The organism is Parabacteroides sp. CT06, from assembly GCF_002257605.1.
GTDB lineage: Bacteria > Bacteroidota > Bacteroidia > Bacteroidales > Tannerellaceae > Parabacteroides > Parabacteroides distasonis.
Map to the genome: position 1 here is coordinate 2,129,220 of NZ_CP022754.1, position 22,769 is coordinate 2,151,988.

At 42.7% G+C, this 22,769-nt stretch carries 24 protein-coding genes; 8 read left to right on the top strand and 16 right to left on the bottom strand.

The window, feature by feature from the left end; genetic code table 11:
* Positions 1-32: 32 nt before the first annotated feature.
* Positions 33-2,345: a TonB-dependent receptor domain-containing protein gene (locus CI960_RS09245; protein ID WP_005856929.1), complete on the top strand. Its 2,313-nt coding sequence runs from the start codon at positions 33-35 to the stop codon at positions 2,343-2,345.
* A gap of 44 nt (positions 2,346-2,389) precedes the next feature.
* Here the strand turns inward: CI960_RS09245 and CI960_RS09250 are convergent, their stop codons facing one another.
* Complete coding sequence (locus CI960_RS09250) at positions 2,390-2,962, bottom strand: hypothetical protein (RefSeq protein ID WP_008772150.1); 573 nt, start codon at positions 2,960-2,962, stop codon at positions 2,390-2,392.
* Positions 2,963-3,063: 101 nt separating this feature from the next.
* Between CI960_RS09250 and serB the strand changes: the two genes are divergently transcribed.
* Genes serB through CI960_RS09265 form a run of 3 tightly spaced genes read left to right on the top strand, consistent with a single transcriptional unit; the run spans position 3,064 to position 5,078 of the window.
* Positions 3,064-4,290, top strand: a complete 1,227-nt coding sequence (serB, locus tag CI960_RS09255) for a phosphoserine phosphatase SerB (protein WP_005856925.1) — start codon at positions 3,064-3,066, stop codon at positions 4,288-4,290.
* Between the two features lie 25 nt (positions 4,291-4,315).
* Positions 4,316-4,621 carry a Dabb family protein gene (locus CI960_RS09260; protein WP_005856923.1) on the top strand — a complete coding sequence of 102 codons (306 nt, stop codon included), beginning with the start codon at positions 4,316-4,318 and terminating at the stop codon, positions 4,619-4,621.
* Positions 4,608-5,078, top strand: coding sequence for a C-GCAxxG-C-C family protein (locus CI960_RS09265; protein WP_011966318.1), 471 nt, complete (start codon positions 4,608-4,610; stop codon positions 5,076-5,078). Before CI960_RS09260 ends, CI960_RS09265 begins: the two co-directional genes overlap by 14 nt.
* A gap of 9 nt (positions 5,079-5,087) precedes the next feature.
* Here the strand turns inward: CI960_RS09265 and CI960_RS09270 are convergent, their stop codons facing one another.
* Positions 5,088-5,792: an MgtC/SapB family protein gene (locus tag CI960_RS09270; protein WP_005856919.1), complete on the bottom strand. Its 705-nt coding sequence runs from the start codon at positions 5,790-5,792 to the stop codon at positions 5,088-5,090.
* Positions 5,793-5,928: 136 nt separating this feature from the next.
* On the opposite strand from CI960_RS09270, the gene CI960_RS09275 reads away from it, so the two are divergent.
* On the top strand, positions 5,929-6,690 hold the full coding sequence (locus tag CI960_RS09275) for an exodeoxyribonuclease III (protein WP_036628709.1): 762 nt from the start codon (positions 5,929-5,931) through the stop codon (positions 6,688-6,690).
* Positions 6,691-6,791: 101 nt separating this feature from the next.
* On the opposite strand, the gene CI960_RS09280 is transcribed toward CI960_RS09275, so the two are convergent.
* From CI960_RS09280 to CI960_RS09300, 5 genes are all read right to left on the bottom strand, one after another.
* Complete coding sequence (locus CI960_RS09280; RefSeq protein WP_005856916.1) at positions 6,792-7,709, bottom strand: dihydroorotate dehydrogenase; 918 nt, start codon at positions 7,707-7,709, stop codon at positions 6,792-6,794.
* Positions 7,697-8,482, bottom strand: a complete 786-nt coding sequence (locus tag CI960_RS09285; protein WP_005856914.1) for a dihydroorotate dehydrogenase electron transfer subunit — start codon at positions 8,480-8,482, stop codon at positions 7,697-7,699. The genes CI960_RS09280 and CI960_RS09285 overlap by 13 nt, the downstream gene beginning before the upstream one ends.
* 65 nt (positions 8,483-8,547) lie before the next feature.
* A complete protein-coding gene (locus CI960_RS09290; RefSeq protein ID WP_005856911.1) occupies positions 8,548-8,997 on the bottom strand; it encodes a helix-turn-helix domain-containing protein in 450 nt (149 codons plus the stop codon).
* 841 nt (positions 8,998-9,838) lie between these two features.
* The gene (gene holA / locus CI960_RS09295; protein WP_005856906.1) at positions 9,839-10,861 is read right to left on the bottom strand and encodes a DNA polymerase III subunit delta; all 1,023 of its coding nucleotides are present in this window, start codon (positions 10,859-10,861) and stop codon (positions 9,839-9,841) included.
* Between the two features lie 19 nt (positions 10,862-10,880).
* Entirely contained in the window at positions 10,881-11,657 is a 777-nt protein-coding gene (locus CI960_RS09300; protein ID WP_005856904.1) for an AMP nucleosidase, read from the bottom strand.
* A gap of 55 nt (positions 11,658-11,712) precedes the next feature.
* On the opposite strand from CI960_RS09300, the gene CI960_RS09305 reads away from it, so the two are divergent.
* Positions 11,713-12,174, top strand: coding sequence for a type I restriction enzyme HsdR N-terminal domain-containing protein (locus CI960_RS09305; RefSeq protein ID WP_094582331.1), 462 nt, complete (start codon positions 11,713-11,715; stop codon positions 12,172-12,174).
* A 61-nt stretch (positions 12,175-12,235) separates the two neighbouring features.
* On the opposite strand, the gene CI960_RS09310 is transcribed toward CI960_RS09305, so the two are convergent.
* The 8 genes from CI960_RS09310 to CI960_RS09345 all read right to left on the bottom strand — a co-directional run bounded on the left by CI960_RS09310 (position 12,236) and on the right by CI960_RS09345 (position 19,049).
* Entirely contained in the window at positions 12,236-12,487 is a 252-nt protein-coding gene (locus CI960_RS09310) for a hypothetical protein (RefSeq protein ID WP_005862263.1), read from the bottom strand.
* Between the two features lie 77 nt (positions 12,488-12,564).
* Complete coding sequence (locus CI960_RS09315; RefSeq protein WP_010182987.1) at positions 12,565-12,792, bottom strand: hypothetical protein; 228 nt, start codon at positions 12,790-12,792, stop codon at positions 12,565-12,567.
* A gap of 263 nt (positions 12,793-13,055) precedes the next feature.
* A complete protein-coding gene (nqrF, locus tag CI960_RS09320; RefSeq protein WP_010182986.1) occupies positions 13,056-14,330 on the bottom strand; it encodes an NADH:ubiquinone reductase (Na(+)-transporting) subunit F in 1,275 nt (424 codons plus the stop codon).
* Between the two features lie 40 nt (positions 14,331-14,370).
* Positions 14,371-14,988: an NADH:ubiquinone reductase (Na(+)-transporting) subunit E gene (nqrE, locus tag CI960_RS09325; protein WP_005856893.1), complete on the bottom strand. Its 618-nt coding sequence runs from the start codon at positions 14,986-14,988 to the stop codon at positions 14,371-14,373.
* 25 nt (positions 14,989-15,013) lie between these two features.
* Positions 15,014-15,643 carry an NADH:ubiquinone reductase (Na(+)-transporting) subunit D gene (locus tag CI960_RS09330; protein ID WP_005856891.1) on the bottom strand — a complete coding sequence of 210 codons (630 nt, stop codon included), beginning with the start codon at positions 15,641-15,643 and terminating at the stop codon, positions 15,014-15,016.
* Positions 15,644-15,650: 7 nt separating this feature from the next.
* On the bottom strand, positions 15,651-16,463 hold the full coding sequence (gene nqrC, locus CI960_RS09335; RefSeq protein ID WP_094582333.1) for an NADH:ubiquinone reductase (Na(+)-transporting) subunit C: 813 nt from the start codon (positions 16,461-16,463) through the stop codon (positions 15,651-15,653).
* Between the two features lie 13 nt (positions 16,464-16,476).
* Positions 16,477-17,679 carry an NADH:ubiquinone reductase (Na(+)-transporting) subunit B gene (locus tag CI960_RS09340; protein WP_005856887.1) on the bottom strand — a complete coding sequence of 401 codons (1,203 nt, stop codon included), beginning with the start codon at positions 17,677-17,679 and terminating at the stop codon, positions 16,477-16,479.
* 23 nt (positions 17,680-17,702) lie between these two features.
* The gene (locus tag CI960_RS09345; protein WP_094582335.1) at positions 17,703-19,049 is read right to left on the bottom strand and encodes a Na(+)-translocating NADH-quinone reductase subunit A; all 1,347 of its coding nucleotides are present in this window, start codon (positions 19,047-19,049) and stop codon (positions 17,703-17,705) included.
* A gap of 132 nt (positions 19,050-19,181) precedes the next feature.
* On the opposite strand from CI960_RS09345, the gene CI960_RS09350 reads away from it, so the two are divergent.
* The gene (locus CI960_RS09350; protein WP_005856883.1) at positions 19,182-20,450 is read left to right on the top strand and encodes a DUF5103 domain-containing protein; all 1,269 of its coding nucleotides are present in this window, start codon (positions 19,182-19,184) and stop codon (positions 20,448-20,450) included.
* 44 nt (positions 20,451-20,494) lie between these two features.
* The gene (locus tag CI960_RS09355; RefSeq protein WP_094582337.1) at positions 20,495-21,463 is read left to right on the top strand and encodes a 4Fe-4S binding protein; all 969 of its coding nucleotides are present in this window, start codon (positions 20,495-20,497) and stop codon (positions 21,461-21,463) included.
* Here the strand turns inward: CI960_RS09355 and guaD are convergent.
* Complete coding sequence (gene guaD, locus CI960_RS09360) at positions 21,428-22,768, bottom strand: guanine deaminase (RefSeq protein WP_094582339.1); 1,341 nt, start codon at positions 22,766-22,768, stop codon at positions 21,428-21,430. The genes CI960_RS09355 and guaD overlap by 36 nt on opposite strands.
* Position 22,769: the final 1 nt, after the last annotated feature.

The following is a 22,769-nucleotide window of genomic DNA, read 5'->3' on the forward strand; positions in this document are numbered from 1 at the left end:
ACATTATTTCTTAATCATTAAATCGTACTATAATGAAACAAATCATTATGGCAGCCCTTCTTATATCCTTTTCTTGGGGTATTCGGGCACAACAATTACAGATCCGGGGGAAAGTCATTGATCTATCCGACAAGTCTCCTCTTGAGTTTGCGAATATCACGCTTCAAACAGCCGATTCCGCATTCATCACAGGGACGACGACGGATAGTAAAGGACTTTTCCGGATCGAGAAAGTCAAGGCCGGAGATTATCAAGTATCTGTTTCCTCCATAGGTTACAAGACCTCGGTAGTCTCCGTGCTGGGACTTTCCCAGCCTATAGATCTCGGTACGATCTCATTGGCATCCTCCTCTATATCCTTAGATGAAGTCACGGTCAACGCTTCCGCTATCCGCAATACGGCGGACCGTAAGATCACGTTCCCTACCTCTGAGCAAAAAGCGGCTTCCAGCAATGGCATCAATCTATTGAACGCCTTGATGCTTCCCCGTTTGGAAGTGGACCCGATCCGGAATAGCGTATCGCTATCGAATGAAGGGACTATTCAATTCTGCATCAACGGTATCAAGGTGGAGCTGTCTGATATCCGGGGCTTATCGCCACAGGAGGTAATCCGGGTAGAATATCATGATAATCCGGGCTTACGCTACGGTAATGCCTCTGTCGTACTCGATTACATTGTACGGAGAGAAACGAGCGGTGGTTCTGTTAATCTAGACCTTAGTAATTCACCGACCACCTCTTTTGGAGACGATCAGGTATCGGCGAAGTTCAATCATAAGAAATCGGAGTTCGGATTGCAATACGCCGTCCGTTACCGGAATCCGTATCATATCTGGACGGAAGGAACCGAGACCTTCCGCTTTGAGAATGGCGAAACGCTGGAACGCACCTCGGAAGGTCTTCCGGGAAGAATGTCCGAGACCTCCCATAACCTCTCCCTTAATTATAATCTGGTAGATAATGACCACTATTATTTCAATGCCACGCTACGTTATTTCTTATCGGACGAGGATAAAGGTAGTAACGGTAAGAACCTGTATGCAAACAATCATCCCGAGGATAAGACATACGCTTGGAATCCGAATAGCAACTCAACCAAACGTCCTTCCCTCGACCTTTATTACCAACGCTCCTTACCACATAAGCAGACATTGATATTTAATATGGTAGGCACGTACATAAATACGAACGCAAACCAAATGTATCAAGAATGGAAAAACGATATCCTCTTGTCGGATATCTTGTCGAACGTGGACGGAGACAAATATTCCATTATCGGCGAGGGAATCTACGAACGGCAATTCGAGGCCGGTCGATTGGGCGGAGGGTTGAAACATACCCAATCGTGGACGGATAACACCTACGGCGGAACGGTTGGAGGACGAACCAAGATGAAACAATCGGAGACGTACCTCTATACGGAATTCAGCGGACGTGTCAAGAAGTTGAATTATACCGCCGGAATAGGTGTTTCCCGCTCATGGTTCAAGCAAGAAGGTGAGGAAGATTATCAATATTATACGTTCCGCCCAAAGGTATCCTTACAATATAACTTTACGGATAATATGTATTTCCGGGTGAACGGTAGCGTAAATAATGTCTCACCTAGCCTATCGGAGCTAAGCGCCATCGAGCAATACATCGATACGCTCCAGATACGCCGGGGAAATCCTTATCTGAAACCCTATAAGAGTTATGACATGCAAGCCAATTATCTATATAAAAAAGGAATATTCACCGGAGACTTAAACTTTTATTACAGCAATAGCCCGAACCGGATCATGGAGGAAGTGATACGGGAAAACAATAAGTTCATTCGCATTACCGATAACCAAAAAGGATGGCAGAAACTAAGCGGTGACTTGACATTACGTGTCGGCCCTATCATCAAGCGGATCGTAAGCCTATCCGTGACAGGTGGCGTTAATCGTTATATTAGCGAAGGAAATAGTTATTCGCATACCTATACCAATTGGTATTACCGGGCTTCCGTCATGGCTATGTACAAGAAGTTCATGGCTATGTTCCAGATACAAAGCAGCTACAACCGGTTTATCGGAGAGTTATTAAAAGGTGGCGAGAATATCCACATGTTTATGTTCCGGTACAATCAAGGTAAATTCGCCGTTGGAGCCGGACTGATGATGCCTTTCTCCAGCCAGTACAAACGGGTAGAGGAAAACTGGAACGCTTACGCTCCCAGCCATACGAACATGTATGCGAACGACTTCTCCCGGATGTTGATGCTAACCTTCTCTTGGAACTTCGATTTCGGCCGCAAGTTTAAGGAAGGCAAGAAGAAACTTTGGAATAGCGACGAGGATTCGGGTATCATGCGATGATCCTCAAAAAGAAAAGTCCGGTATTAATTACCAGACTTTTCTTTTCAATCTTCAGGAGGGGGAATTGGAACCCCTTCTTTAATAAACTCATCATATACGATCTTAGGATGGTCTTGCGGAGAAGCCAGTTGATATTCCGCGGTGAAATTATCCCGCCTAAAATTCTTCAGCTTAAGGTTTTCCACGCTGTAATTTCTCAAGGTCTCTTTCCTGTCACCAAACAAAGAGCTGTTCAATACCTCCGAATCCAGAATGTTTTCTTTCGGAGTCATTGTAGGCAAAAGGTTTTGCTCCAGCAATCCTCTATAAGCGCCAATGTATTCGCACCAAACAGAATTACCTTTTTGATAGATCCGATAGGTGTAGTTAGACCAAGCTGTCGTTACATGAATCTCATGCTCCCAGATATCGACGGATGCCTCTGAATCAAAGTAGGGATCTTTAATCGTCACACGTCGTAATCCATGATTCTCATCTCTCACTAAAGTCAGCCACTTATCTGAATGAAGTATTTCAGAAATAATGTCGGGCAACTTTTCCTTGATTTCAAATTGGATTCTCATACATTTCGCCTGCCGGTCAGGACTTTTTAAGGTTGCCAGGTTCTCATTAAACATTTTGTCGTTAATACGATAAAACAAATATAAGCAAAAATGTTTAATATATTATACTCTTTTTCGATAATTCTTACGTACTTTTGCCTAATAGAATGACAAATATGGCACAAAACGACGAAATAATACTGATAAATATCAATGGAGCGGATCGTCCGGGTGTAACGGCGGCTCTTACGGAGATTCTAGCCAAGAACAACGCTGTTATCCTCGATATCGGTCAAGCGGATATCCATAACCATTTATCATTGGGTATCTTGTTTCAAAGCACGGAAGGAAATTCCGGCGATATATTGAAAGAACTACTGTTCAAGAGTTACGAATTAGACGTCAATATCCGTTTCAATCCCATTACAGAGCAAGAATATAGTAAATGGGTAGGTATGCAGGGCAAGAACCGATATATCATCACGATATTAAGCCGAAAGCTTACAGCCAAGCAAATCGCGGGTGTTTCCCGGATCGTAGCGGAGCAAGATATGAATATTGATGATATCAAGCGGCTCACGGGACGTATCCCGTTGGACGAGAATGCCCGTACCCCCAAGGCGAGCGTGGAGTTTTCCGTACGTGGTACCCCGAAAAACAAGGAGTGCATGAAAGCGGAGTTCATGAAACTTTCCACGGAGCTTGAGATGGATATCTCTTTCCAAGAGGATAGCATGTATCGCCGTATGCGCCGTCTGATTTGTTTCGATATGGACTCTACCTTGATAGAGACGGAGGTTATCGACGAGTTGGCGATACGTGCCGGAGTTGGCGATCAAGTAAAAGCGATTACAGAGGCAGCCATGCGTGGAGAGATCGATTTCTGCGAGAGCTTCCGCCAGCGTTGTGCCTTATTAAAGGGGTTGGACGTATCCGTGATGCAGGAGATCGCCGAGAATCTACCGATCACAGAAGGTGTAGACCGTTTGATGCGTATCTTGAAAAAGGTGGGCTTCAAGATCGCTATCCTTTCCGGAGGTTTCACTTATTTCGGTAATTTCCTTAAACAAAAATATAATATCGACTATGTATACGCCAACGAGCTTGAGATCGAGAATGGCAAGCTAACGGGTAATCATGTGGGCGATATCGTAGATGGGAAGCGGAAAGCGGAATTATTACGCCTGATCGCGCAAGTGGAGAACGTGGATATTCGCCAGACCGTAGCGGTTGGCGACGGGGCGAACGACTTGCCGATGATTAGTATCGCCGGTCTAGGTATCGCCTTCCATGCCAAACCGAAGGTAAAGGCGACCGCCAAGCAATCTATCTCTACGATTGGCCTCGATGGTATCTTATATTTCCTTGGATACAAGGATTCGTATTTGGATGAACAGATGTAATATATATAATTAATGTATAGCGATTATGATCAGACATATTGTAATGTTTAAGTTGAAGGAGTTTCAAACTCCGGCTGAGAAGCAAGCCAAAATGCAAGAAATTAAGGATAAACTGGAAGCCTTAATCAATAAGATAGACGTATTGAAAATGATCCGTGTAGATTTTAATTGTAATCCGGCGGAGACTTGGGATATTATTTTAACTACTGAATTGCCTACCTTGGAAGATGTAAATACGTACGCTAATCATCCGGAACATGTAGCGGTCGCTAAAGGAATTATTGGCCCGGTAAAGGCGGACAGAGCTTGTGTTGACTATGAAATCCTTTGATATAGAGGAGCGTGTGAACCAAGCGGTCCACAACTTCGAGTCCGGATATAATTGCGCTCAATCTGTATTCCTCGCTTATTCGGATGTCTTCGAGTTGGATTTAGAGCTGGCGAAAAAGATGTCTGTATCTTTTGGAGGAGGTGTCGGACGCATGCGTGAGGTTTGTGGTACCGTAAACGCAATGGCGATGTTAGCCGGATTTAAGTATCCGGTATTTGATCCGCTAGATCAAGAGGCGCGTGCCCGCAACTATGGCATGGTACAAAAAATGGCGGCTTTATTCAAGGAGAAGCATGGGACGATCATTTGCCGTAGCCTTCTTCCTCCGGAAGAGACATCGACGAATCCCTCTCCTTCCGCACGCACGCAACAGTATTATGCCAAACGTCCTTGCGGTAAATACGTTAAGGAAGCGGCTCGTATCGCCGGGCATATGCTAAAGGGTGAACTTGAATAAACGGCATTGTCAAGCTAGAAGACGTATTTGTGAAATATAACCAAGTTTTCGAATCTCAGTGAATAACTCACTGTAAGAGGACTTGGATTTCACATTGACTTTATAGGTAATTGTCGACGTATTCTTGTCGTAATTATGCTCATAAGAAAGACTTACGATAAATATGCTCCTATTTTCCAAGATTTTCCGGATACCTTTAAGATCGGGAGTCGAGGTTGAGCAATTTATCGTAAGTATTTTATTAACACCATCCAAATACATACGTCGCTCCAGCCTTTCTAAAGAAACCAATACGAACAAGGTAAATGCCGTAGTGATAGAAGCGGCCAAGAACATGCCGGCACCAGCGGCCAAACCGACTACAGCCATTACCCAAATACAAGCCGCCGTAGTGAGTCCATGCACGCTTCCATGACTTTGAATAATAGCTCCTGCTCCCAAGAAACCAATACCTGTAAGGACTTGGGCGGCGATACGCCCCGGATCTCCATTCAAGAAATTCGGATAGGTTTGTGGTATCCAGATAGATATCAACATGGCGGCGGCAGATCCCATACAGATCAAGGTAAAGGTCCGCATACCAGCGTCCCTACGGCGAAATTGTCTTTCTACACCGATAATAGCGCCAAGCACGAAGCTGATAGCTAATCGTACGGCGGCGGTCGAGGCCGTTATCTGAGTATTCTCTAAAATATCGTTCAAATGTTCCAGCATAGTCTGTCATTCATTCTAAGTTATACAAATATAGAAAATTTCTATGTACCGATTATGGAATGAAAACAATGTAAAATCGTCAAAAGTTGTATCTTTGAGACAGAATAAAAGTCATTCACCTCTAAACTTAGAAAAATTGAAAATAATAACGTACAATACAAATGGATTAAGGGCTGCCGTAGGTAAAGGCTTGCCCGAATGGTTGGCTCAAGAACAGCCGGACGTGTTATGTATCCAAGAGACAAAGTTGCAACCAGACCAGTTCCCGTCAGAAACATTCGAGACTTTAGGATATAAGTCTTATTTGTTTAGTGCCCAAAAGAAGGGATATAGTGGCGTGGCCATTCTTACGAAACAGGAACCGGATCATATCGAGTATGGAATGGGAATCGAGAAGTATGATAATGAGGGACGTTTCCTCCGTGCTGATTTCGGGGATGTATCGATCGTAAGTGTCTATCATCCTTCCGGGACTAGTGGGGATGAACGGCAGGATTTTAAGATGATATGGCTGGAAGATTTCCAGAAATATGTCGTTGAGTTACAGAAATCCCGTCCGAACTTAATTCTCTGTGGCGATTACAACATTTGCCACGAGCCGATAGATATTCATGATCCGATCAGGAACGCAAAGAACAGTGGTTTCCTTCCGGAAGAACGGGAATGGATGACTCGCTTCTTATCCGCAGGTTTTACGGATACATTTCGCTTCTTGAACCCGGATAAGCAAGAATATACATGGTGGAGTTATCGCTTCAATTCCAGATCTAAAAATAAAGGATGGCGTATTGATTATTGTATGGTTAGCGACAATATGAAGCCGAAAGTTAAAGCCGCTTATATATTAAACGATGCCGTACATTCTGATCATTGTCCGGCCGTATTAGAGATCGAATAATTTTTCATAATAAAAAGAAAGGATGTGTTCTTTTTGCGTAAGCGAACACATCCTTTTTTATTATTGAAAAAATGGAAATAAAGTCTATAAATGAACTTAGATTATCTCTGAATATCCAATGCTCCGATCAACTCTTTTACTGATTTAAAACCATGTCGGTCACAATAGTCATTCAATCCATCAATAACCTTGATAGAAACAGTTGGATCTACAAAGTTATAAGTTCCGATCTGGATAGCACTAGCCCCAGCTAACATGAACTCCACGGCATCTTTCCAATTTGAAATACCTCCCAAACCTATAATTGGAATCTTTACCGCATGATACGTTTGCCATACCATACGTAGAGCTACAGGTTTTACGCAAGGCCCGGAAAGACCTCCAGTTATTGTAGATAATATAGGTTTACGTTTCTCTGCGTCGATGGCCATTCCAAGCATCGTATTAATTAACGAAACAGAATCCGCACCCTCCGCTTCAACAGCTTTAGCGATCTCCGTAATATCAGTTACATTAGGAGAAAGTTTTACAATAAGTGTCTTTGGATAAACCCTACGAACAGCCTTAACAACCTCTCCTGCACCACACGTAGTAACGCCGAAAGCCATACCACCTTGCTTTACGTTCGGACAAGAAATGTTCAGTTCGATAGCGGGAATCCTATCTAACTCTGCGATCTTTTCCGCACACTCGACATACGTTTCAACCGAAGACCCACTCACGTTTACGATCATATTCGTATTGATGTCCTTGATCTCCGGATAAATATGCTCAGCGAAATAATCGGCGCCTTTATTCTGAAGCCCCACGGCATTCAACATTCCGGAAGGACTCTCCGCCATTCTTGGATAATCATTACCTTCACGAGGTTGGATAGTGGTACCTTTCACGAAAATACCCCCCAAACGTGAAATATCCATGAAATCAGCATATTCTATACCATATCCGAACGTGCCGGATGCTGTCATTACCGGATTTTTCAACGGTAAATTCCCAATGTTTACATTTAATTCAGCCATGACAATTTCTCAATATTAAATACGGGACCTTCTGTACATACACACACATTATGACCTTCCTTGTTTTTCTCTACGCAGCACAAACAAGCACCTATGCCACAAGCCATCGTGTTCTCAAGAGAAACCTCGCAAGAAATAGCTTCCGCACCTGCGTATTTCGCTACCGCCACCATCATTGGTTTAGGACCACAAGTATAAATCTGGTCAAATCGGACCTCTTTAAGGATCGTATGGTTAGTCACATACCCTTTCTCGCCTAGCGAACCATCTTCGGTTGTGATATAAACCTTACCAAATCTCTGGAATTCATCTAATTGCAATACATCATCCTTAGAACGAGCTCCAAGTAGAAAAGTAGGCTCAAAACCGGCTTCTTTTAAACAAGCTCCTAGATATAACATCGGAGCGGTTCCAACACCACCACCAATCAGCAAAAGTCTTTTGTTCTCCTGTTCCTTGGAAGGAATTGTAAAACTATTACCCAGTGGTAGCATTATGTTTACAATATCACCGGGACGGAATTCTGCCATTTTTCTCGTGCCATCACCAACAAGTTGAATCAATAACCACAACTCATTTTTAGACTTATCTACATAGTTGACAGAAATCGGACGACGTAAGAATGTTGTAGGAGAGTTTTCTACATGAACCTCTACAAATTGTCCGGGAAGCATCTCTGGAAGATTCCCATCCGAGGTTAACTTTAGCAGGCAATAATTTTTATGAAGGTGACAGTTTTCAGTCACCTTCATGTCTAAGATGTACTTCTTCATATACACGATTACTCAATTTATCCGCAAAGATACATGAATATAACGTATATACCGAACAGTTTACCTTAGTCTTTCTTGTTTTTTTCAGGGACGAAAGTATCAAACGTATTGTCGGAGTAAAATATCATTATTTTACTAACATTTTTAGAAGGCTTTTCTTGGCATATAACTTGCTCTACAACAGGTTGTTTCTGGATGTTTACAGGTGTCTCAACCCCAATTTCCTTGCGATTTTCGGCAACAACTTGTACATTGGGACGATTTTCAAGCATATTTGTAAACAAATTAGGTTCAGTTAACACATGTTCTCGGATCATTTCGCCTTTGCCAAACAATAGCCAGTCAGAATCAACATAAGTGAACCGTTCCAGTATTTTTAGCAGAACATCCAAACTCGGATTATTTCTCCCAGATATAATATGTGACATTGCCGAACGCTGTATACCGATCGATTCGGCAAATTTAGAAGGGGTAAGTCCTTCACGTTCCATTATTTTTAAAATACGATCTCTCATATTCATATATATCTTAAATTCTTACTAGAATACTGCCATTATGACCGTTTACTAAGATAAATGTCCATAAAGCAAACTGGATACAAAGATAAATCAATATTTCCATTTGTGCAATTTATTTTTATAAAACTAAATTGATACATATGTGTCACACCGATACATATGTGATGGGTAGAACTGTAAACCGTGTTCAAGAAGGAGGTATAGAGTATTTAGAAAAACTTTAGAAAAATAGCATATATATCTGATCTATATGTAAATATAATAATACATATAATGTATAGTTAGGGGGTTTTTATACGTTTGTAGACGAAAAAACATGTTTAGTTAATGTAAACAATCAATATTTCTATATAAAAAACTGGTTATTTATAATTTATAGCAAATCTTACGTGGATAAAGAAATATATAGTAATCCATGATTTATATTAGTAATGTAAACATGATACATTTGTAACGTCTATATAATGATTACAAAAACCACCAACATTTGTAATCTACTCAAATACTTTTATTGTATATATGATTGTAAACATCCATTCCTCGGTTATATTTGTATACAATATAATTTTACTCTATTTATTTTACTGCCAACTTGTCTATTTTTCCTTTAACGGATAATGAAGGCAATCTATGGCTATACCGATTATAGCTTTAAGTATGGATTTCTTGGAATTTTTGAGGAAAGAAGTACGTGATTGAATAAATTTTAAAATCTCAGAGAGATAAAATATGCGTAATTAATTGATAAATAAACAAAAAGGCCTCTTTTTCCAGTTTGACTTTTTCATCATTCTAGGAAAAAAGGCCCTTTTGCCTGCACTAAGTCTATGATTTCTGTTTAATGTAAAATTTTGTAAAGTAATTCTTTTAGTAAATCTGCATCTGTCGCTGAAGAGTTTTCCACTCCCTTAGATCTTGCGTCAGTCGTTCGGATATCGCTGATCAAATTAAAAACTTTCATCGCTGGATAATTTTTCATCCCCAAAAGATAGTCCTTTACTTGATAAGTTCCCCGTAAACCAAGTGCGGTCATCAATCCTGATTCCGATCGATCCTTTGAATAATAACAAATCAGCAAGTTTGAAAAATAGTTAAATAATACAGGAAGTGTCATCTGTATCGGATTACTTTTAGGGTTTTTCTCAAAATACTGAGCGATCCGGTTAGCCTTTAATATATCCTTCATGGCAAGTGCCTTTATCAGCTCAAAGTTATTGTATTCTTTACTAATCCCTATATTTTGCTCGATCAATTCCGGTGTGATGCGTTTTGAGGCCTTTTCAGCCAAGATAATTGCCAGCTTATCTAATTCCTTATTGAGACGGTTTAAATCGTTTCCAAGGAAATCTGAGAGCATTTGAGCGGCTTTTGGATCGATACCGATAGAACGCTGTTGCATCAAAGAGGTGATAAAACTCGGCATTTTATAATCCGGGATCTTTTTTGACTCATATAAAATACCGTTTTTATCGGTTGCGGCCGCTAACGCACGACGGCGATCTAAAGTCTTATATTTGTAATTTATGACCAAAATAGTTGATGACAAAGGATTCTTCACATAACTGCTCAGCAACTCTATATCTCTCACTAATTGAGCCTCTCGAACAACGATCAATTGATATTCGGACATCATCGGAAAACGACGTGCCGCATTGATAATAGAAATAGCATCTGTATCTGCGCCGTATAGAATAATCTGATTGAAATCTCTCTCAGATTCCTCTAATACGCTTTTTAATAACAAATCTGTTATTTGATCGATGAAGAAAGGCTCTTCGCCCATTAACACATAAACAGGCTGAAACTTCCTTGCTGTTATATCCCTACAAATCTCCTCGAAAGTAATTTCTTTTTTTGCCATAAATTATGAGGTTTCGCTATTACCAACTAAAACGGATATGACGGATGGTTTTCTTACCATCCAAAATCTGTTGAAGAGCTTCAACTCCCAACATTACCTGTTCTCCTACAAATTGTTGAGTTACCTTCCGGTCACTCGCTTCTGTTTTTACACCATCTTCTTCCATCGGTTTATCCGATATCATCAACAATGCACCCGTAGGTATTTGGTTAGCGAAACCGGCAGTAAGCAAGGTTGCGGTTTCCATATCGATACCAGTGGCATGCGTACTACGAAGATATTCCTTGAAAGCATTATCGTATTCCCAAACCCTGCGATTTGTCGTGTAAATCGTACCTGTCCAATAATCTTTTCCATGATCACGTATGGCGGAAGAAATGGCACGAAGCATTGAAAAAGCGGGCAATGAAGGTACCTCAGGTGGTAAATACTCATTCGACGTTCCCTCACCTCGGATCGCCGCTATTGGCAATACATAATCCCCTAATACATTCGCTCTTTTTAATCCTCCACATTTACCGAGGAAAAGCACCGCTTTGGGCATGACTGCTGATAATAAATCCATGATTGTAGCAGCGTTCGCACTTCCCATCCCAAAATTGATAATGGTAATCCCTTCTGCCGAGGCATTGGGCATCGAACTTTTCAATCCCAAAATCGGGACATTAAAATGATCCGCAAATATCTCGACATATTTAGTAAAGTTAGTGAGTAATATGTGCTTAGTGAAGTCTTCTAGCTTTCGCTCGGTATAACGAGGCAGCCAATTTTCTACGATTTCTTGTTTTGTTCTCATAAATAACTACCTTTGAGGTGCATTTTAGTTAGAATATAAATAGCAAATATAGCAAATGCTCCCATTAAATCTACCAAAATTCTCAGTCAAAGTTACGGAGAAAGCAGGAAAGCCTTCTATTTGGGATCCTGTACGCCGAAAATTTGTCGCATTAACGCCAGAGGAATGGGTACGACAACATTTCGTGAACTATTTGGTCACGGAAAAAAACTATCCTCAAGAACTTTTAGCGAATGAAGTAGCGGTGAAACTAAACGGAACATCCAAACGATGCGATACCGTTGCATACAATCGGTTTCTAGCACCTCTAATGATTATTGAATATAAAGCTCCACACATCGAGATAACAAGCGCCGTATTCGATCAAATCGTACGTTATAACATGGTCTTACACGTAAAATACTTAACCGTAAGCAACGGCATCCGTCATTTTTGTTGTAAAATCGACTATGAGAAACAGACATATGCTTTCCTCGAAGATATACCGGAATACAATATATTAGAGAAAATCGTTTAATTACCTAAAATAAGTTCCCCTTATCCTTCTATGCACTCGCACGGATCAGATAAGGGCTTACTCAGCCCAACCAGTGAGTAGTTCTATCGATTAGGAATTTACAGTTTGCAGATAAGTCATCTTGTTCTATATACTCGACATCACCGGAAGTCTTAGAAGGTAGCACCATATCTGATACTTCTACCTCCTCATTTTCAAGGCTGGCAAACTTAAACAGATTATATATGCTTGATAGAAAGAGAAGAAAAAGAAACAGGAATGCCTTTGCGACACTTCCTGTTTTTTCTATATATTGAGTAGATTTCAAATCCATATCCCACGTATTAAAAGTTACATGGGCACAAACATAGCAATATTCGTCAAACAAACAAATATTTTAACACGAAAATTTTATTTCGTAAAGAGATAATCCTCCGGTTTTGCGATTCGTAAAATATATTCCGGAGTATTAGGGAGCCTTTTCGCATACAAAGTGACAGAATCACCCCTCTCAGGCATCGTAGAATTAGATTCCAACGATATCTGGTCAACATTACGCAATTTTATTTCATCATCTTTATCGAAAAAGAATGAGTATCCTAATAAAACCGCAAAAAAAGATAAAATCAATGGCTTCATGTCTAACTTGTTTTTATGACTATATAAGCTTAGATGCTTATAAAACGATAAACGCTGCATATTATTTCAAAATAATTACATTTTTAATGTGCCGACATAGAAGTACGACTTATTTCGTTAATGAAGTATATATCCTATGACACATGCAGTATATATCCTATAGCATTTGAAGTATATCTTCGTAAAGAGGAGTTTCAAGGCCAAAATAAAAAAGGCGAGGATCTTAACCCCCGCCTTCTATCTGTAGATATAGAAATCCTATTTTATCCACCGAAATCATCGAAGTGCAACATCTCACGAGGTACACCCAAGTTATCCAGCATATTTTCCACGGCCTTTGACATCGGGCCCGGACCACACATGTAGTATTCGATATCTTCCGGAGCCTCGTGATCCTTCAAGTAAGTATCATGGATTACTTGATGAACGAATCCAGCCGTATATTTAACACCCGCAGCATCAGCGGCAGGATCAGGACGGTCAAGCGCCAAGTGGAACGTAAAGTTTGGGAATTCTTTCTCTATTTCCAAGAAATCTTCCAAATAGAACACTTCGTTCAAGGCACGCGCGCCATAGAAGTAAGACATCTTACGATCCGTAGTCTTCAACGTCTTCGTCATGTGCATGATTTGGGCACGCAATGGAGCCATACCAGCACCACCACCAATCCACATCATCTCTCTCTTAGAATCGAAAATTGGGTGGAAATCACCATAAGGACCACTCATAGTCACCTTATCACCCGGTTTCAACGTAAAGATATAAGAAGAAGCGATACCCGGCATCACATCCATGAAACCTACTTGTGGTTTCGGTTTGAACGGAGGTGTAGCGATACGCACGGTCAACATGATACGGTCACCTTCAGCAGGATAGTTAGCCATAGAATAGGCACGGATAGACGGTGAGTCGTTCTTACACTTCAAACCGAATAAACCGAATTTCTCCCAAGCCGGCAGATACTCGGGGCCGATCAAGCTCTTATCGATATCCTTGTTATAATCCATTGAGTATGTAGGAATCTTGATCTGAGCGTAAGAACCCGGAATAAAGTCCATGTGCTCACCTTTAGGCAACGCAACGATAAACTCCTTGATAAATGTAGCGACGTTCTTGTTACTGATAACCTCGCATTCCCATTCCTTAACGCCAAATACCTCGTCTGGTACCTGAACGACCATATCCTCTTTCACCTTGCATTGACAAGCCAAACGCCAATGATCTTTCACTTGTTTACGAGAGAAGAAACCTTTCTCAGTAGGTAGGATCTCGCCACCGCCATCAATAACTTGAGCACGGCACTGACCGCATTTACCACCACCACCACAAGCGGAAGACAAGAAGATGCCACCGCTCTGTAGCGCACCTAGCAGAGTTCCACCAATCGGGGTCTCTATATCTTTCTCTCCGTTAACCTTCAAGCTTACATTCCCTGAAGGCACCAATTTTGCTTTGGCGAACAAAAGCAAACCGACCAAGATCAGCGTGATCAATAAGAATACTATTGCGCTGACACCAATCGTAAGTCCGCCCGACATTAATAAAGTCATCTTTATATTTTGTTTAATGCGTTAATACTTAAATCTTCAGACCAGAGAAACACATGAATGCCATACCCATCAAACCCGTGATGATGAAAGTAATACCCAAACCTTTCAAAGCATTGGGGACATTTGAATATGACAATTTCTCACGGATAGCCGCCATACCTACGATAGCCAGCAACCAACCGATACCAGATCCTAAACCATAAACAGTGGCGACACCTACATTAGGGAACGCCTTTTGTTGCATAAACAGAGAACCACCCAAGATAGCGCAGTTTACAGCGATCAGCGGCAAAAAGATACCAAGGGAAGCATACAAAGACGGAGAGAATTTCTCGACTACCATCTCGACCAACTGCACGAAAGAAGCGATAACGGCGATAAAGATAATAAACGCCAAGAAGCTAAGGTTCACCTCAGCATATTCCGGGCCTAACCAGCTTAGCGCACCTTCTTTCAATACATAATTCTCAAGCATATAGTTAATCGGCAGTGTACAGAAAAGTACGAATGTCACTGCTATACCTAATCCTAAAGCGGTCTTCACGTTCTTTGAGACAGCCACGAAAGAGCACATACCCAAATAGTATGCGAAGATCATGTTGTCAACGAAGATCGAGCGGACGAATGTGCTTAATAATTGTTCCATTCTATTATTCGTTTAATCGTTAACATTAATTTTCTTGAAGTTCCTTGTTCTTAGCACGATGAACCCAAATAATAACGGCGATCACGATCAACGCCATTGGAGGCAAGATCATCAAACCATTGTTCACGTAACCCAGATCATAGAATGCCTGCGGAATCACTTGGAAACCCAACAAGGTACCAGAACCCAGCAACTCACGGAAGAAACCTACGATAATAAGAATAATCGCATATCCCAGACCGTTACCAATACCATCCAAGAACGATTCCCATGGGCCGTTACCCAAAGCGAACGCTTCCAGACGTCCCATCAAGATACAGTTCGTAATGATCAAACCGACAAATACGGAAAGCTGTTTGTTTACGTCATAAGCAAAAGCTTTCAACACCTCACTTACGATTGTCACCAAAGCAGCAACTACCACCAATTGCACGATAATACGGATACGATTCGGAATCGTATTACGCATCAATGAAATGATCACGTTAGCGAAAGCCACGACAGCCGTCACCGAGATACCCATCACGATGGCCGGCTCAAGTTTTGATGTTACAGCCAACGCAGAGCAAATACCCAACATCTGAACGACAACCGGGTTGTTAGCGCTCAACGGGCCTAACAGAACTTCTTTATTCTTTTCAGATAATAATCCCATCTTCTACTTAATTTTGTGAGGTCAAAAATTTAACATAACCGCTCAAGCTGTTGAACAACATCGCATCCACACCTTTACTGGTAATCGTACCACCTGAGATGCCGTCTACATAATCCTGTCCCGCTACGCTCTTACCCGGCTTTACAACAGCGACAGACTTGAATTCTCCACTCATGAAGATCTTCTTACCTTTGAACTCATTGCTGAACGCCGGTTTAGAGATCTCAGCTCCCAGACCCGGAGTTTCACCTTGGTGACTGAAGTCGGCGCCATAAATAGTATTCTTATCACTATCTACAGAGATATACCCCCATAACGGACCCCAAAGACCTGCTCCATGCAAAGCCATGATATATTTCGGTTGACCATCTACATTCGCGACGAAAACCGGATATTGATGCTCAGCGGCAGCCTTAACTACATCCGTAGCGAAAGCGTCGCCTTCCACCTTCTCACCATTCTCATTTACCAAGAAAGCTTCCTTGATCAACTCGTTGTACTTGGCCTCAGCCTCAGAAGAAGAAACATTTACGTTGATAGAACGCAGAATCTGTTGTCTCTTATCGTTATCCTCGTTCTGTTTCTGGAAACTTCTCAATGACTGTGAAGTAAACGCCAATACGACAGCCACTAGCACAACCATCACAGCCGCATAAACAACCGTATAAACATTGCTATCCCGGTTTATGCCTTTCTTAGCGGCACCCTCCTCCTTGATTTCCTCAAATTCGGAAGCAGGAGCGGAACATACCGGGCAAGTGTCAGGAGCCTTATTTCCCTCGTGGACATAGCCACATACCTTACATTTATATTTAGCCATATTCCTTCTTACTTTATTTTATTACACGTTTCAATCTGCGAGAAATGTTAGCTTCCACAACATAATAGTCGATCAGCGGAGCGAACACGTTCATCAACAGGATAGCGAGCATCATACCCTCTGGATAACCCGGGTTCAACGCACGAATAATAATGGCCATAGCACCTACAAGGAAACCATAGATATATTTACCTGTCTCCGTACGAGCGGAAGTCACAGGATCTGTAGCCATGAACACGGCACCAAAAGCGAAACCACCTAAGAACAAGTGATCCAGCGGAGATACGCACATAGCGACCGTTGTACCGACCATATTAAAGATCAATGACATGAAAGCACCACCCACGAACACGGAAACCATTGTCTTCCAACTCGCGATACCCGTAACCAACAAGATAACCGCACCGATCAAAATAGCCAATACGGAAGTCTCACCGATAGAGCCCGGGATCAAACCAATAAACGCGTCCCAAGTAGAGATCGGGTTACCTAATACGTCAACAGCTTGGAAAGAACCGATCATCTCCTTACCGGCGATAGCGACTTGTCCCAGCGGAGTAGCTCCGGAAAAGCCGTCAACCACTTGGCCAGCCCCAATACCAAACGTATCAGCCGTACGAACGAACACTTGATCACCAGACATTGCTGCCGGGTAAGCGAAGAATAAGAACGCACGTGTAACCAATGCTACATTAAATATATTATATCCCGTACCACCAAATACCTCTTTCGCGAAAATAACAGCGAAAGCAGTAGCTACGGCGATCATCCATAACGGAGTATCGACCGGAACGATCATCGGGATCAAGATACCTGAAACCAAGAATCCTTCCTGAATCTCTTCCTTCTTCACTTGGGCGACAGCGAACTCTATACCCAAACCTACCACATACGAAACAATGATCTTAGGCAATACCGCCAAGAATCCGAAAATAAAAGTCATCAAAAATCCCGGATCAGCCCCCACAGCTAAATTGTGCTGATAACCGACATTATACATACCAAAAAGCAAAGCAGGCAACAAAGCGATGATAACCACGGTCATGGCACGCTTTGAATCAATACAGTCATGAATATGTACGCCCGTTTTAGAGGTCTCGTTCGGAACAAATAAGAATGTTTCGAAACCGTCAAAAACAGAACGGAACATCGCCAGCTTTCCGCCTTCCTCAAAGTTAGGCTTAATCTTGTCGAGATAATTCCTTAACGCTTTCAATGTATTATAAGTTTTTTATGTTATTAATTCATTTCCTTATACAACAGGTTCAATCCGTCGCGAACGATCTTTTGCAACTCGATCTTGGAAGTGTCCACGAACTCGCAAAGAGCGAAATCCTCGGGAGCCACCTCATAGATACCTAAGTTCTCCATCTTGTCGATATCGAACGCAATGATCGCTTTCAACAAATATTCCGGATAGATATCCATCGGGAACACCTTATCGTATTCATTAGACATGATCATGGCACGTTTACCACCTTTGATACGGGCGTCAATCACATATTCCTTACTAGTACCTAACCAGCTAAAGTAACTATGGCTAGCGCTGAACTGATTAAAACGAGGCATAGCGAAACCTAAGAACTCATGTGTCTCATCGCCTTCCGGAATCACGGTGATCTGGTTGTCATAAGCCCCTAGGTAACCATCCATATTCACCTTGGTACCTGTCAAAACATTACCGCTGATAATACGAATATGCTCTTGTCCTAACACTTTACCGTTAACCAAGCTCTTAATCGTACAACCTGAAATTGTCTTAACATAACCTCTCTCGGTAGTCTCGGAACCAGTAATAGCAACCATACGGCTGAAATCGGCGACACCCTTGTTGAATAAGCGTCCGATTACGATCACATCCGCCGGATTAACCGTCCAAACTACCTCACCCTTGTTAACGGGCTTGATATGATTGATCTGCACGCCAACGTTCGCCGCGGGATGCGGACCTTCTACTTCCACGATCTCCACACCTTTCATTCCGCTCACGACAGAACCACTTCTTACACCCACATACACTTTTCCATTCGTTAATTTAGCTAGGGCGTTTAATCCAGTCTGGAAATCAGCCTCCTGACCTTTTACGATAAAATCGAAGTTTGGAGCCAACGGAGCGGAGTAAAAAGCCGAAACGAAGATATCACGCGGAGTATCTAATGGAGCGGCGATGATATCGTATGGGCGTTGCTTGATAAACGGCCACATACCGGCATTCAGAAGTGCCTCTTTCACCTCTGCCCCCTGTAGGGATGACACGTTCTTCTTACCGAACTCCTCATACTCGATCTGCGCATCCGGCTTCACAACGATGCTTAGCACCTTACGCTTCTCTCCTCGGTTTACGGCAGTTACCTCGCCACTGACCGGCGAAACAAACTTGATCTCGGGGCGGTTCTTGTCAATCATCAGTACAGAACCGGCTTTGACTTTTTCTCCTACTTTCGCAACAACTTTGGGGAGAATACCGTTATAATAATCGGGGACGATCGCGTAAGACTCGCTCTTGCCGCCGTTTAACAGTACATCCGAAGCTTTGCCCTTCAGATTAATGTCTAAACCCTTTTTAATCTTAATCACATTTGCCATGATACAACTAAAATTGTTTATATGTAATTTTCCTGCAAAAGTAAACATTTTTTCATGCTTTAGAGCAGGGAAAGGCAAATAATTAGAGAAATAATTCCATAATTTTGCGTCGTTAAAGAAAGTAATAAGAAAATGAAAGTTTTTAAAATCCTATTTCTGCTGCTTATCACGGTTTTAGTACCGTTGAACGCTCAAGTGACTTACTTCACCAACGTTAGCGATAAGCAAATAAAGACCCTCCAAGTGAAGGTTGCCGGCGAGATGTTCTCCGATCCTTTTATCGAATTGGGCGGCGAGAATCGTATCGAGGTTAATTTCGACGCGTTTAACCCGGGCTTCGGGCGATACGCCTATAATCTGGTTCACTGTAACGCCGATTGGACGCAATCGAATCTTTCCCCGATTGAGTATATGAATGGTTTCCAAGGGAGCACGATCGAGGATTTCGCCAATGCGATGGGTACTACGGTGCAATACACCAACTACCGGTTACTTTTCCCGAATGATGATGTCCAACCGAAGGTCTCGGGGAATTATGCCTTGCAGGTGTATAACGAGGATGATCCCTCCCAGATCGTATTTACCGCTTGCTTTTCTATTTTCGAGCCGATGGTTAGTGTCGCCGCGACGGTAAGCGGAAATACGGATATCGATACCAATCAGTCACACCAACAAGTCAGCTTTGCGATCAATAACAAGAATTTCCCCATCACCTATCCTCAGACCGACTTGAAAATCTGGGTTTATCAGAATAACCGCAGGGATAATGCCGTGACAGGTCTTCAGCCTATGACTATTTTAGAAAACCAGATCTCTTATACGAACAATCAGAACTTGATCTTTCCCGCAGGAAACGAATATCGCCGTATGGAATTTTTGAGCAACAAATACAATGGCATGCACGTAGAAAGTATCTCGTTCCATAATCCATACTACCATGTAGAGTTGATGACGGACTATCGGCGTGACCAATTATCGTATCAATACGATCAAGACCAAGACGGCCGTTTCTTCATCCGTTGCAGTAATTGTAACGACCCGGATACGGAAGCGGACTATTACATTGTTCACTTTACCCTTGCCATGGACTTAATTCCCGATGGAAACGTATATTTGAACGGTGAATTATATAATAATGTATTAGACGAGAAAAGTAAGATGGGCTATAATCCGGAGACGCATCAATACGAGAAATCCGTCTTACTGAAACAAGGCAGTTACAACTATCAGTACCTCTTTGTCCCTAACGGACAGACCGTAGGACAAACCGGACCCATCGAGGGTAATTTTTTCCAGACGGAGAACGAATATAGCATTTATGTATATTATTGCCCGATGGGAGCACGGTATGATCGTTTAATCGGTGTAACAAGTATCAGAAATACAATGCCTGTGCTATAATTATTCGCGTAAAAGGCATACTTTTACGCATAAAATAATTGAGCATGAAAGCGAGACGTATTGTTATCAGTACCGTATTGTTAGTCGGGGGACTTCTCTCGATCGTTCAAATCATGCCTAAAAATCCACTGTTAATAGGCGAAAGGTTATTTCCGTACGGAGGATGGATACAGGTGATACTTGCCATGCTATATAGCGGTTGGCTTTGCCATAAGATGCAAGATCGTCAAGAACGCCCTAAATGGAGAAAACGAGCGTGGTTGTTATTCTCGATCGTTTTCTTCGGGCAACTCGCCTTAGGGATTTTTGCCGATCCCATTTTCCTTATGACCGGAAAACTGCATTTGCCGATCCCTGCGGTAATCTTGGCCGGACCGCTTTATCGCTTCGAGGGACTATTCATGCCCATACTATTTATCAGCACCTTATTACTATCCGGTCCCGCTTGGTGTAGCCAGCTCTGTTACTTCGGAGCGTTCGACGCATGGAGTGCCCGGGGAAAATTGGAACGAGAAAGGTTCCCCTACCACAAGCAAATGCGACACAGCGTATTATTTCTGGTCATGCTGGGAGCCATCTTGCTACGGATATTCGGAGCGAGCGGCAAGATAGCCACCGCTTTTGGAATAGCGGTCGGAGTTATCGGGCTACTTGTCATGCTATTGTTTTCCAGAAAGAGACGGAAGATGGTACATTGCAGTAGCTATTGCCCGATCGGAGCTTTGGTGTCTTTCCTCAAGTACCTCTCTCCTTTCCGGGTACGACTGACCATGGATTGTTGCCATTGCATGGCTTGCACAAACATTTGCCGGTATGATGCCCTGCATAAAGAAGAGATAGAGAAGGGGAAGATCGGTTACACCTGTACCTATTGCGGAGATTGTCTTTCCGCTTGCAAGCACGGGGCTATAGAATATCATTTCCCGGGATTACGCCCGGCTACTGCCGAACGTCTATGGATCGTCGTAACGGTCGTATTACATACTTGCTTCTTGATGATCGCACGAATCTGAGCCGTATACTTGCTTGCCCATTATATAAGTACATACCGTATTCCGGTCATCTCCGAGGGTTTGCAGGCCAAACAGCTTATTCTCGATCGTCCATTTATCTCTTGACCGGAGATATTCCATGCGCAATTTCTGGACAGAGGTAGCGGTATAATCCACGACAATGAAATCAGCGTCACGGCCGGGGAGGAAACTTCCGATCCGATCGTCCAATGATAAGGCCCGTGCAGAGCCTAGCGTACATTTATAGATAGCCTCCAAAGCTGTCATCGGATAACCGTTCAGCTGTTGTACCTTATAGGCCTCTCCCATCGTACGCCACATAGAGAAAGATGTACCCGCACCGACATCTGTCGCCAAGGTAGTACGTACGCCGTAACAGTTCGCTTCCCTCATATCGAATAATCCGCTTCCAAGGAAAAGGTTCGAGGTCGGGCAATGGGCGATAATGCCTCCCGTTTCTCCCAACCGCTTATATTCCCGATCGGTTAGATGGACACAATGCCCGAATATCGAACGATCGGTCAACAATCCGGCACGCTCATAGACCTCCAGATAATCCGCATGACCGGGACAGAGCGATAAGACAGATCCAATCTCTCCCAGATTCTCCGAAAGATGTGTCTGTATATAGGTACTGGGATATTCGGCATGTAAACGACCGGCAGACTTTAATTGATCCGGCGTACTGGTTATGGCGAAACGGGGCGTGATCACATAGTGATTCCGTCCTTTCCCGTCCCAATCCTCGATTAAGCGACGGCAATCCAACTCACTCTGACGCGTGGTATCCATCAGATAATCCGGAGCGTTCCGGTTCATCATCACCTTTCCAGCCAAGATGCACATATTATAATCCGAGGCCACGGAGAATAACGCAGTTACAGAAGCAGGATGAACCGTGGCATAAGCGGCACAAGTCGTAGTTCCGTTCTTCACTAGTTCCTTCACGAAAAAACGGGCGATATCCTGAGCGTATTCCATGGAAGAGAAAGCTTCCTCGGCGGGAAACGTATATTCGTCCAGCCAATCCAGAAGTTGCTTGCCATACATTCCCTGTATCTCCGACTGGGAGAAATGGATATGGGAATCAATAAAGCCGGGTGTAATCAATTTACCGGAATAGTCTGTCACCGGAAAATCCGGGTAATGGGAACGTATCTCCTCGAACGGCCCTGCCTCTACAATCTTTCCATCGACAACAGCCAGCCCTCCATCCTCAAAATAGCGGTAAGCCTCCACATGATCCAGCGGGGAAGCGATCAAATAGAACACTTCTCCCCTATATAAATTCTTCATCATGGTCAAA